Origin of the sequence: Streptomyces shenzhenensis (genome assembly GCF_003688995.1) — a bacterium.
In the GTDB taxonomy this organism is placed as follows: Bacteria; Actinomycetota; Actinomycetes; order Streptomycetales; family Streptomycetaceae; genus Streptomyces; species Streptomyces shenzhenensis_A.
The window spans coordinates 54344-66889 of the sequence record NZ_PENI01000020.1 but is presented as its reverse complement, the minus strand read 5'-3'; the positions used below and the strand labels follow the sequence as shown (position 1 = coordinate 66889).

Annotated in this window: 7 protein-coding genes and 1 pseudogene; 2 read left to right on the top strand and 6 right to left on the bottom strand. The window is 70.6% G+C overall.

Annotated features, from left to right (window positions below):
• The first annotated feature begins 216 nt into the window (after positions 1-216).
• Positions 217-996, top strand: a complete 780-nt coding sequence (gene lexA, locus CTZ28_RS27580) for a transcriptional repressor LexA (protein ID WP_121892415.1) — start codon at positions 217-219, stop codon at positions 994-996.
• A gap of 149 nt (positions 997-1145) precedes the next feature.
• Here the strand turns inward: lexA and CTZ28_RS27575 are convergent, their stop codons facing one another.
• The 4 genes and pseudogenes from CTZ28_RS27575 to CTZ28_RS27560 all read right to left on the bottom strand — a co-directional run bounded on the left by CTZ28_RS27575 (position 1146) and on the right by CTZ28_RS27560 (position 7131).
• Positions 1146-3122 (bottom strand): ATP-dependent DNA helicase, encoded by a 1977-nt coding sequence (locus CTZ28_RS27575; protein ID WP_121892414.1) that lies wholly within the window; start codon positions 3120-3122, stop codon positions 1146-1148.
• Positions 3123-3523: 401 nt separating this feature from the next.
• Positions 3524-3707, bottom strand: a pseudogene (locus CTZ28_RS48670) (MFS transporter); the annotation flags it as partial.
• A gap of 263 nt (positions 3708-3970) precedes the next feature.
• On the bottom strand, positions 3971-4969 hold the full coding sequence (locus CTZ28_RS27565; protein WP_121892413.1) for a GNAT family N-acetyltransferase: 999 nt from the start codon (positions 4967-4969) through the stop codon (positions 3971-3973).
• A gap of 62 nt (positions 4970-5031) precedes the next feature.
• Positions 5032-7131: an IucA/IucC family protein gene (locus tag CTZ28_RS27560; RefSeq protein WP_121892412.1), complete on the bottom strand. Its 2100-nt coding sequence runs from the start codon at positions 7129-7131 to the stop codon at positions 5032-5034.
• 556 nt (positions 7132-7687) lie between these two features.
• On the opposite strand from CTZ28_RS27560, the gene CTZ28_RS27555 reads away from it, so the two are divergent.
• Positions 7688-8911, top strand: coding sequence for a trypsin-like serine peptidase (locus CTZ28_RS27555; protein WP_121892411.1), 1224 nt, complete (start codon positions 7688-7690; stop codon positions 8909-8911).
• A gap of 178 nt (positions 8912-9089) precedes the next feature.
• Here the strand turns inward: CTZ28_RS27555 and hflX are convergent, their stop codons facing one another.
• Positions 9090-10583, bottom strand: a complete 1494-nt coding sequence (gene hflX / locus CTZ28_RS27550) for a GTPase HflX (RefSeq protein WP_121892410.1) — start codon at positions 10581-10583, stop codon at positions 9090-9092.
• Between the two features lie 146 nt (positions 10584-10729).
• A complete protein-coding gene (locus CTZ28_RS27545; protein ID WP_121892409.1) occupies positions 10730-12313 on the bottom strand; it encodes a M1 family metallopeptidase in 1584 nt (527 codons plus the stop codon).
• Between the last annotated feature and the right edge of the window lie 233 nt (positions 12314-12546).

Here is a 12546-nt window from a genome sequence, read left to right as displayed (position 1 = left end):
GGATGGCAGACTGAGCGCGCAACCCACGAGGTCAGCACCCCGGCGGTGAAGAGTACAACAATGAGCCCTTTTATCCGCCAGGCAACGCGTTAGCCATACACCCAGACATGTGATCACGTGAAGCGAACCGCGTTTTTTCACTCGAACGTGTGTTTGGCGCAACCTTTCGAAAGCAACTACCGTTGTCCAGCAGGGAGACCATCGAGAGGGGCCGACGTGACCACCACCGCAGACAGTGCCACCATCACTGCCCAGGACCGCTCCCCGGGCCGACTTGAGCCGGTGCATGCGATGAACGAAGCCACGAATCCGGAAGGGCACAAGCGCTCCCTGCCCGGCCGACCTCCAGGCATCCGGGCGGACAGCTCGGGGCTCACCGACCGGCAGCGCCGGGTGATCGAGGTCATCAGGGACTCCGTGCAGCGGCGTGGCTACCCGCCATCGATGCGGGAGATCGGCCAGGCCGTCGGCCTCTCCAGCACCTCATCGGTCGCGCACCAGCTGATGGCACTCGAGCGCAAGGGCTTCCTGCGCCGCGACCCGCATCGCCCGCGCGCGTACGAGGTCCGTGGCTCCGACCAGACGGTGACCGTGCAGCCCACGGACACCGCCGGCAAGCCCGCCGCGTCCTACGTCCCGCTCGTCGGCCGCATCGCCGCCGGTGGCCCGATCCTCGCGGAGGAGTCCGTCGAGGACGTCTTCCCCCTCCCCCGACAGCTGGTGGGCGACGGCGAGCTGTTCGTCCTGAAGGTCGTCGGCGACTCCATGATCGAGGCCGCGATCTGTGACGGGGACTGGGTCACCGTCCGCCGCCAGCCGGTCGCCGAGAACGGCGACATCGTGGCCGCGATGCTCGACGGCGAGGCCACCGTCAAGCGCTTCAAGCGTGAGGACGGCCATGTCTGGCTCCTCCCGCACAACTCCGCTTACGAGCCCATCCCCGGTGACGACGCGACCATCCTGGGCAAGGTCGTCGCCGTCCTGCGGCGCGTCTAGGCCGGACGGGCGGGCCGTCGGTTCGTCCCCTGACCGGGCCCCGGAACCTCTGCGCCGGTTCCGGGGCCCTGTGCTGTCCGGAACCCGGTCACCGGCGGCGTCGCATCGCGGGTTGGTCTGTCCCGGCGCCGGGACAGACCAACCCGCGATCACTTCGCTTCCGCCTGCTGCGCGGCGGCGTCGATGGCGGCGAGCGACTTCCGCACCTGGTTACGGTCCGTCGTGTACCAGAAGCCGGGCAGTGACGCCTTGAGGTAGCCGCCGTACCGCGCCGTGGCCAGCCTCTGGTCCAGCACGGCGACCACGCCGCGATCCCCCGTGGCCCGGACGAGCCGGCCGGCGCCCTGCGCCATCAGAAGCGCCGCATGGGTGGCGGCGACCGCCATGAAGCCATTGCCGCCCGCGTCCTCCACCGCCTTCTGGCGGGCGCTCATCAGTGGGTCGTCGGGGCGCGGGAAGGGGATCTTGTCCATCACGACCAGCTGGCAGCTGGGACCGGGCACGTCGACGCCCTGCCACAGGGACAGGGTGCCGAACAGACAGGTCTTGGGGTCCGCGGCGAAGTTCTTGATCAGCTCGCCGAGGGTCTCCTCGCCCTGGAGCAGGATCGGGAACTCGGGGACCCGCGAGCGCAGCTCCTCGGCGGCGAGCTGAGCCGCCCGCATGGAGGAGAAGAGGCCGAGCGTGCGGCCCCCCGCCGCCTGGATGAGTTCGGTCAGTTCGTCGAGCATGTCCGCACGGTCGCCGTCCCGTGCCGGGCGGGACAGGTGCTTGGCCACATACAGGATGCCCTGTTTGGGGTAGTCGAAGGGCGAGCCGACGTCGATGCCCTTCCACTGCGGGAGATCCTCGCCCTCCGTGCCCTCCGGGGCGAGGCCCAGGGAGGCGCCGACTCCGTTGAAGTCACCGCCCAGCTTGAGCGTGGCGGACGCGAGGACGACGGAGCGGTCCGCGAAGAGCTTCTCCCTGAGGAGTCCCGAGACGGACATGGGGGCGACACGGAGAGAGGCGCCGAAGCGGTCGTGGCGTTCGTACCAGACGACATCCCACTCCGAGCCGTTCACCACGCGCTCCGCCACGTCGTGCACCGTCTCCACGGACGCCAGCGCCTGCTTGCGGACCGCGTCCTCGTCCTGGACCGACTTGTCACGCGTCGCGCCGATCGCGGAAATCACGGTGCGGGCGGCGTCCCGCAGCGCCATCAGAGCGTAGGCGAGGTCCTCCGGGATCTCCTCCAGCCGGCCCGGAAGGGCCAGCTCCATCAGCCGCTCGAAGCCCTCGGCCGCGGTCTGGAGCTGGTCCGCGGCCTTCTCGTTGGCCAGCTTCGCGGCACGGCGCACCGCCCGGTTGACCTGGCCGGGCGTCAGCTCGCCGGTCGCGACGCCGGTGACGCGCGAAACCAGTTCGTGCGCCTCGTCCACGATCAGTACCTCGTGCTGAGGGAGCACCGGGGCGCCCTCGATGGCATCGATCGCGAGCAGCGCGTGGTTGGTGACGACAACCTCGGCGAGCTTGGCCCGCTCGCGGGCCATCTCGGCGAAGCACTCGGCGCCGTAGGCACACTTCGAGGCGCCCAGGCACTCCCGGGAGGACACCGACACCTGCGCCCAGGCACGGTCGGACACGCCCGGTGTCAGGTCGTCCCTGTCCCCGTTCTCGGTCTCGTCCGCCCAGTCGCGCAGCCGCAGCAGGTCCTGGCCCAGCTTGCTGGTCGGCGCAGCCGCCTCGAACTGGTCGAAGAGCCCCTCCTCCTCGTCCTGCGGTACGCCCTCGTGAAGACGGTGCAGGCACAGATAGTTCGACCGCCCCTTGAGCATCGCGAACTCCGGGCGGCGCCGCAGCAGCGGATGCAGCGCCTCCACCGTGCGCGGCAGATCGCGCTCCACGAGCTGGCGCTGCAGAGCGAGGGTGGCCGTCGCGACGACGACACGCTCCCCGTGCGCGAGTGCCGGCACGAGGTAGCCCAGCGACTTGCCGGTGCCGGTGCCGGCCTGAACCAGCAGATGGGATCCGTCGTCGATCGCTTCGGCAACCGATTCGGCCATGGTCACCTGGCCGGGGCGCTCCGTGCCGCCGACGGCTGCGACAGCGGCATGCAGGAGTTCGGGGAGTGAGGGCTTCGTCATAGCCCGACCACCCTACGGCCCGGCACTGACAAACGGGCGGTCAAGCCGGAGTGGAGGGGTGGGCCCAGGCGTGGGCCGGTGGCCGGGCCAAGTGACGGGCCGGTGGACGGGACTTCACGGCTGCCGCGGGCGCGGGGGCCGTCCGATCGACGGGACCGGTGAGGGTCGGGGCGGATCACGGTGGAGACTCCTCGGCGGCGTCGGACGTGGAGCGGGGCGGGGTACGGGTGGGGCCGGTCTCAGGACGGGGTGGCGGGGCAAGGCCTCGCAAGGGCCTGGGCGGCACGGGGCCGAGGCCCGGCAGACCTCGACCGCATGGGACCGAGGCCGGGCAGGGCCTGGGCAGCACAGGACCAAGGCCCGGCAAGGCCTCGACCACACGAAATCCGGTGGCATCCGAGGTACCCCACCGCGAGCGCTCCGGCGGTCAGGAGCATCAGCCGCCAGTGGTGCCGGACGACGTCGACAAGCGGCACGAGCGCGGTCCTCGATGGCCAGGAACCGGGGACTTTCGGTGAGCGAGGAGCACGGCCACAGCCCGGCCAGGGCGAGGGCCCCGGCCATTTGGAACGGCACCCGCCAGCCTCACGGCGCGAACTGCGCGATCGGACCGGGCGAGCGAGTCCGGCGGGCTGTTCCGGCAGGTGGATGGAGATCGCGGCCTGTGCCGGGCAGCGCGCGCCCTCCCGTCTCCGGATCGCTTGACTCACGGCGGAGCACGAAGCGGCCCGCGACCCGGTTGCCGCGATGGAGAACGACCCGGCCGCCTTGCTCGACTCCGTTTCCGGCGACCGGGAACCGGAGCGGTCCGAGGTTCGTACTACATGTGAACGGATCGTCACCGAGCGCTACAACACATCACGCAGTGACCGGTCCCGGATCATGAGGCCGGCCCGCTTGGCGGGCAGGTCGACCTCGGCGGCGAGCCGGAAGCCCGCGGAAAGGAAGGCGGCCATGGACGGCGTATTGCGGAGGTCGGGCTCGGCGATGACTCGGGCGCAGGCGGGACGTCGGCTCAGGATCAGCTCGGCCACTGCTCTGAGGAGGGCGGACCCCAGACCCCGCCCCCGGTCGGCGACGCCGCCGATGAGGAGATGGATCCCGGTGTCGTGCGGGCGGGCCGGATAGTGGCGGGCCAGTGGGTCCAGATCCGCCCGATAGATCTCCCAGTAGCTCATGGGGGTGCCGTCCAGCGTGCCGAGGCACGGCACGCTCCGCCCGTCGCCGGTGAGCTGGGCACACAGATGCTCCTCGGTCCTGTCCTGGGAACCGGCCAGATCCCAGAACGCGGCGACCGCGGGGTCGTTCATCCAGCGGCTGATGAGCGGGAGATCGTGATCGAGGCGGACGGGGACCAACTGGAACAGGCCCACGGATGTGCCGGTCGGGCCCCAGCCGGCGACATGGTCGAGCAGGTCGTCGTCCGCGGCGGAGAACAGGGCGGCATCCGCCGCGGAGAACGATCGCGCGTCGGTCTCAGCGGACGAGTGGGCAACGGTCTCGAAGAGCGAGCCGGCTTCCCCCGCGGAGGGCGGTCCGGCCTGCACCGCGGACGGCAAGTCGGCCTGCGCGGCGAACGAAGAGCCGGTGTCAAGCGCCGAGCGCCGACCGGCATCCGCCGCAAAGCCTGGGCCGACCCCCGTCGGAGACAGCCCCCGCTCGTCCCCCGTTGCAAGCGGACCGGCACCGGCTGAGTCATCGGTGTCCCTCGGTTCCCCGGCGATGAGGGCGATGAGTTCGGCGGGAAGGCGCAGGTCCAGCGTTTCCTCGCTGTCCCCTCCGGGGCCGGAGGAACCGGGGTGAACGGGCACGGGTCCGGTGTCGGTGCTCGCGTCGGCAGGGGACATGGCGCGCTCCTGTCAGAGTCCGAGGTGGCTACGTTCCTCGAAGGGTGAATGAATTGTTCGGTTCAGGAATGAAGGGGGTTGGCGATGGTTACGTAGACGGACTGGGTGTCGACCGGGCCGACGAGTTCGTCGAGGCCGTGCAACCTGGTCAGCAGGTTGGCCTTGCAGCGCAGGACAGGTGAGTCGAGCATGCGGGCGGGCAGGGAGGTCCGCAGCGGCGTGGGGCCCGCGGCGATGCCGGCGAGGAAACGGCGGAACGCGGCCAGCAGCAGACACTCGTCGGCGAGGCGCTGCGAGCCGAACGCACCGATCAGGCCGAGCACGTTGTTGATGGCGAGGTAGTAGGCGAACCGTTCGTCGGTGACCTCGTCGGAGACGAACGTGTCGCTGTGCTCGCCGATGCCGGGCAGTCGTGCGTCGAGTTCGGCTCGCCGGGACTCGCGGAAGTAGTAGCCCTGATTGTCCCGGTAGCGGCCGCCCGCAGGCCAACCGTCGTCGTCCAGCACGAGCAGCGTGTTCTGCTGGTGCGCCTCCAGGGCGATCCCCGCCTCGCTGTCCAGCCACAGCACGGGACGCACGACCTGCTCCAAGTAGCGCAGGAACCACTCCGTGGCGACCGTTCCAAGGGGACGACCGGTCCGCTCGGCGAGGCGCGTGACGACTTGGGCGAGGCGGGACTGGAAGGGCCGGGCCGTCGCGCCCGCGAGATGCCCGTGGGCGGCGGGCACGGCCATGGGCCGAGGCGCGACGAGACCGGCGAGGCAGGAGACGTCGTCGGCGGGTGCGAAGGGGTTGTGCCGGAGCACCACATCGAGTCCCCGGACGGGCAGGCCGTCCGGGTCGTCGACGGCCAGCCAGGCGGGGTCGCGGACGATGTCGAAGCCCGGGTGCACGGCCTGCCACTGCCGCGACAGGCCGGAGCGCAGCAGGCGGTGCACCTCGACGCCGCGGTGGAGTTCCTTACGGAGGTTCTCCCGGCGCGAGTTGGTGATCCGGAGGCCCAGGGACAGCTTGAGCATCGCGGGAGCACCGGTTTGATGGACGGTACGTACGGAGGAGGTGGGGTGCCACGGGGAACCGAAGGGACCGAGTTCTCTGAGCAGTCCCGCGTCGAGGAGGGCAGCGATGTCGTGTCGGTGCCGGATCTCGCGCGACTGCCAGGGGTGCAGGGGCAGGGCGGCGAACCCGTCGGGCAGGGCCAGCCCGGGGCCGGCGAGCAGTGCCGTGAGGTGCGCCGCCCGGACAGGGCGTCCACGCTCGGTCCAGGCCGAATCGGTAGCGAGCAGGGAAGGCGATACGGCCATCCAGTGCAAGGGGAAGGAGCCGCGCAACTCCGGTGAGTAGGGACGGGCTTCCGCTTCGGACAGGCCCTCGCGGCTCTTCGGGGTCGGATGCAGCGGGTGTCCGAGCAGGAGTGCCTGTTCGGCGCTGAGGAACCGGTCGGGTCCGTCGGCGGGGTGGGTGCGCCGGTCTCTGATGAAGAGGGCGGTGCGGTGGAGCGAGTCGGCCACTCGTGCGGCCAGGTCTCTGCCATCGGGGGTCGCTGCGGCGTCCGGACCGGCGGGGGTGCCGGTACGGCCGAGCGTCTCCCTGGTGATCAGCGCCGCGAGGGTCACGGCGTCGACCGGTGGGGCGTCCTCGGGGACGTCGGCGAGGCGCGGGCGGCCGAATCGGTGCCAGCCGGTCGGGGACCAGTAGCGGACGGGTGCGGTCAGGGCCGTGCCGCTGTGGGGCAGCGGGATGCGGAGGGTACGGGAGCGGGTGCCGGTGCCGGCATCTGGGCCGAGGTCGGGGCCGGTGTCGGGCGCTGCGAGGTTCATCTCGCGGACCCAGCAGCGAAGCAGGTTCTCCACGGCCGCGCTCTGGGCGGCCGTGGAGGGGTCGGGGTGTTCCAGAGGGTCGTCGGACACGCCCCACGGACGGTCCGCTTCCGGGATCCGGGGTTTCTGCTCGGGTACCCGCTCGGCCGTCGGCGAGAGCGGGGCGTGTGTGCCGTGGGAGGTGGTGTCAGGAGCACGGGAACGGCCGTTGGGGGTGGCGCTGGCATTCAAGACTGTTCCTAGGGAGGGTGCGGAGCAGGTGTTCGATGGCCTTCGGCATTGCTCGGACTCATGCGCCGAGGAGTCGGGACGATGGCGAGACAGCGAGGGAAGGCGGTTCATGAGGGCGCGAGGGTGACGGTTCATGGAGGGGGCGAAGGTACGGCGGTCCATCGGGCTTGCCTGGCTGACGGGACGGTGCCGAGTCGAGTCGGCGTCGTGGTCCGCCGCGTCCGACCGGTGTGGCGTCCGGTGGCGGCTCGGGCGACGTCCCTGACGAGGGCGGCCAGGTCACATTCGTGAGCGGTGTGCACTCCCCCGGACGGCTCCCCGGTCCTCGGATCGGTCACCGAATCGGCCTTCGGATCGGTCACCGAATCGGTCGCGGCCACGGCTCCGAGTCCTCCCGCTGTCCAGGGGCGAGTTGATCCGCGGGACCGGGCACGGGCCGCAGGCCCCTCACGGCTACAACACCGGACCGCCCACCGGGTTACGGGTTGCCTCAAGATCCTTGCCGTGACGCAACTGTTGCTGTTCCGTCGGAAGTCCCCCACAGCGAGCGCATAGTGTGTGGTGCCGTTCCCAGAGAGCCGTGAGACCTGCGTGAACTCCCCATGAGTTCCACCGGACATCACGGTCGCAGCACCGAGTTTCCTTACCAGCAGGGGGAGTCAAGACCATGCGATCCATACGGCCGTCCTTCACCGTTCGCCGCGGGAGGAGTGCGGGCCGCAGAACCTCCCCCGTGCTGGCGGCCGTCGCCCTCGTCTCGGCGCTGGCGCTCACCGCCACGGCGTGCACCAGCGACGGCGACGACACTGCGGGCGGCCAGGCCGGCGCCTCCGCTGCCGCCGACGACGGAAAGATCAAGATCCCGGAGGACATCAAGGAAAGGCTCAAGGAGCACGGGATCGATCTCGACCAGTGGAAGAACGGCGCGTGGAAGAACTGGAACAAGGACGACTGGCTGCGTGAGGCGAACGAATTCATCAACCCGATCATCAAGGGCCTGTGGGACCCGGACCGCATGCGGGATGCCGACGACCCGGACCGGGGCGTGGACGACAACGACCTCTCCGATGACCAGGGTGTGACCGACCCGACGCCGGCGCCGGTGCAGGCACAGGCGGTGCAGCCGCCGTACCGCACCCATGCCGGCACCGCCGGCAAGGTGTTCTTCGACGCCCCCGAGGGCACGATGGTCTGCTCGGCGACGGTGGTGCAGGACCCGGCGCACCCCGGCAAGTCCAACATGGTGTGGACCGCAGGCCACTGTGTGCATGCCGGTAAGAAGGGCGGCTGGTACCGCAACATCGCGTTCGTGCCGTCGTACAACGACACGGGCATGACGAACGAGGAGTTGCAGAGCGCCACCAAGGAGCAGATCGCTCCGTACGGGATCTGGTGGGGCGACTGGGCGCAGACCTCTCAGCAGTGGATCGAGCAGGGCGGTGAGACGGGCGGGGACGGTGCCTCGTACGACTTCGCCGTGATCCATGTGACGCCCGAGGAGGGCGGCAGCGGCAAGTCGCTGGAGGAGACGGTCGGTTCGGCGCTCCCGGTGGACTTCGACGCCCCGGCGGTGCCGAAGGTGGCGAGCATCATGGCGACCGGGTACCCGGCGGCGGCGCCGTTCGACGGTCAGTCGCTGTACCAGTGCCAGGACAAGCCGGGGCGGCTGTCGCTCAGCACGTCGGACCCGACGATGTACCGCATCGGCTGCACGATGACGGGTGGTTCGTCCGGCGGCGGCTGGGTGGAGACCGGTTCCGACGGCAAGCCGACGCTGGTGTCCAACACGTCCATCGGTCCGGTGAGGTCGGGTTGGCTGGCCGGTCCGCGACTGGGTGACGTGGCCGAGGGTGTGTACAGCGCGGTCAGCGAGAAGTTCGCCGGGCAGTAGCGGACGGCGGGCACAGTCGCGGACGGCCGGTCGCTGTGCGCACGCCGGGCAGAGCGGGGCTGCTACCGCAGTACAAGGTTCCCGGCAAGTCCGAGGCGACGCTGTCGGGTGGCCCCGGCAGTCCGAAGGCCCGCTCCCGCGGTCGGCGGGGCGGGCCTTCGGACTGTGTCGCGGTGGCTCAGGCGAGCGACGCGGGAACGTACGGCGCGAGGTCGGCCGCCAGTTCCTCGTGCACCCGCACCTTGAGCAGCGTGCCCTCCGCGGTGTGCTCCTCGGAGATCACCTCGCCCTCGGTGTGGGCGCGGGCGACCAGCTTGCCGTGCGTGTACGGCACCAGGGCCTCGATCTCGACGGACGGCCTGGGCAGCTCGTTGTCGATGAGCGCGAGCAGTTCGTCGATGCCCCGGCCGGTGCGGGCCGAGACGGCGATGGACCGCTTCTCGACGCGCAGCAGCCGCTGGAGCACCAGCGGGTCGGCCGCGTCCGCCTTGTTGATCACGACGATCTCGGGCACGTCGGTGGCGCCGACGTCCCTGATCACCTCGCGCACGGCGGCCAGCTGCTCCTCCGGGATCGGGTGCGAGCCGTCCACCACGTGCAGGATCAGGTCGGAGTCGCCGACCTCCTCCATGGTGGAGCGGAACGCCTCGACCAGGTGGTGCGGCAGGTGCCGGACAAAGCCGACCGTGTCGGCGAGCGTGTACACCCGGCCGCCCGGGGTCTCGGCCCGGCGGACGGTCGGGTCCAGGGTCGCGAACAGCGCGTTCTCGACCAGGACGCCCGCGCCCGTGAGGCGGTTGAGCAGGGAGGACTTGCCGGCGTTGGTGTAGCCCGCGATGGCGACGGACGGCACCTTGTTCCGCCTGCGCTCCTGGCGCTTGATCTCGCGGCCGGTCTTCATCTCCGCGATCTCCCGGCGCATCTTCGCCATCTTCTCGCGGATCCGCCGCCGGTCCGTCTCGATCTTGGTCTCACCGGGGCCACGGGTGGCCAGGCCGCCGCCCTTGCCGCCGCCCATCTGGCGGGACAGCGACTGACCCCAGCCGCGGAGCCTGGGCAGCATGTACTGCATCTGCGCGAGCGCGACCTGCGCCTTGCCCTCTCGGGACTTGGCGTGCTGGGCGAAGATGTCGAGGATCAGGGCCGTACGGTCGATGACCTTGACCTTGACGACGTCCTCGAGGTGGATCAGCTGGCCCGGGCTGAGCTCACCGTCGCAGATGACGGTGTCCGCGCCCGTTTCGAGGACGATGTCGCGCAGTTCCTCGGCCTTGCCGGAGCCGATGTAGGTGGCCGCGTCGGGCTTGTCGCGGCGCTGGACCACCCCGTCGAGCACGAGCGCGCCCGCGGTCTCCGCGAGGGCGGCCAGCTCGGCGAGGGAGTTGTCGGCGTCCTGCACGGTCCCGGACGTCCACACCCCGACGAGCACGACCCGCTCCAGGCGGAGCTGTCGGTACTCGACCTCGGTGACGTCCTCGAGCTCGGTGGAGAGGCCGATCACGCGGCGCAGTGCCGCGCGCTCGGAGCGGTCGAACTGGTCGCCGTCCCGCTCTCCGTCGATCTCGTGGCTCCAGGCGACGTCCTCTTCCATCAGGGCATCGGCCCGAAGACCTTCGGGGTAGTCGTGCGCAAGGCGCTTGGTGTCCTGGGAAGGGGAAGAAGAGGAGGTCATTGGGTCCTTACGTCGGAAGGGATTCCGTTACGGCGGTCAATATGGAGAACGCACGAGGACGGCGGGAGATTCCCGAGTTCCGTGCCGCGCCGACCTGACGATGGTCGCACGGCACGGCCCGTCTCGTCACCGGCTTATTCCGGGCCTTAGCCCACGGCCCCGTGCGCCGGCGGCGCGGCGCCCTCCTTCGCGGACGATGCCGCAGGCTCCTTCGCGGACGATCCCTGGACGCCCTTCGCGGGGGATTTCCCGGCCTTCTCCTCGGGCGGCGCGGACTTCCAGTCCGAGTGTCCGGGCATCGGCGGGGTCTTCTCGCCGTACAGCCAGCCCTTGAAGAATCCGCCCAGGTCGCGTCCGGCGACGGCCGCGGCGAGGCGTTCGAAGTCGGCCGTGGTCGCGGTGGCGTCCCGGTGCGTCTGCACCCAGGCCCGCTCCAGCCGCTCGAAGGCGGACTGCCCGATCTCCTGGCGCAGGGCGTAGAGGACCAGCACGGCGCCGTCGTAGACGTTCGGCCGGAAGATCCCGATCTTCTGGCCCCGGTTCGGGGGCTTGGGGGCGGCGGGCGGACCGCCGGAGGCGCGCCAGCGGTCGGAGGCCTCGTAGGCGGCCTTGATCCGGTCGACCATGGGCCGGTCGGCCTTCTCCTCCGCGTAGAGGGCCTCGTACCAGGTGGCGTGGCCTTCGTTGAGCCACAGGTCGGACCAGGTGCGCGGGCTGACGCTGTTGCCGAACCACTGGTGCGACAGCTCGTGCACCATGACCGACTCGACGTACCACTTGGGGTAGGCGGGCTCGGTGAACAGTTCCTTCTCGAAGAGGGAGAGGGTCTGCGTCTCGAGTTCGAAGCCGGTGGCGGCCTGGGCCATGAGCACGCCGTATGTCTCGAAGGGGTAGGGCCCGACCTTGCCCTCCATCCAGGCGATCTGGTCGGGGGTCTTCGCCAGCCAGGGTTCGAGGGCCTTGCGGTCGGCGGTCGGCACGACGTCGCGGACCGGCAGTCCGTGCGGTCCGGTGCGGCGCAGCACGGTGGAGCGGCCGATGGAGACCTGGGCGAGCTCGGTGGCCATGGGGTGCTGGGTGCGGTACGTCCAGGTGGTGGAGGGGCCGACCCGGTCCACGCCGGTCGACAGTCCGTTGGCGACGGCTGTGTAGTCGTTCGGGGCGGTGATCCGGAAGGTGAACATCGCCTTGTCGGACGGGTGGTCGTTGCACGGGAACACCAGGTGCGCGGCGTCGGCCTGGTTGGCCATGGCGAGGCCGTCCTTGGTGCGCACCCAGCCGCCGTCCCGGTCCTTGGCGGGCATCGGGTCACTGGTGTGCCGGACGGTGATCCGCAGCCAACTGCCCTGGGGCAGCGGCCGGTCCGGGGTGATGACAAGGTCGTCGCCGGCCCTGGCGAAACCGGCCGGCCTCCCGTCGACCTCCACGGACTTGACAGTGCCGTGCGCGAAGTCGAGGTTGAGCCGGTCCAGTGCGGTCGTGGTCCAGGCGTTGATGGTGGTGACGGCCTTGAGGGGTTTGTCGTTGCTGCCGGGATAGGTGAGGTCGACGTCGTACGACGCCACGTCGTATCCGGGGTTGCCGAGGTACGGGAAGAGCCGGTCGCCGACGCCCAGCGGGGCGGCGGGGGCGCTCGCGGACAGGAGGCACACGGAGACGGCGGCGGCCAGGAGGGCGCCCTTCCGGCGCCGGGCGGCCCGGCGCGGCCGGGTGCGGGGGTTGAGCAGCATGCACCACCGCTACCAGCGCGCGCGTGCCCCGCTGCGGCGACGCGCGCCCGGCCCACTCGAACGGGTTGGTCCTGCGGGCGCCCTGGGAGTCGTGGACCCGGTGCTCGACGCCGACTAGGGGGCCGGCGCCCGGTGCTGACGGTCACTCAAGGAGCAACGCTGCCCTGACGATCACTTCAAGAAGCGACGCCCGTCCCGACGGCCGTTCAAAGAAGCGACGTCCCGTTCTGACG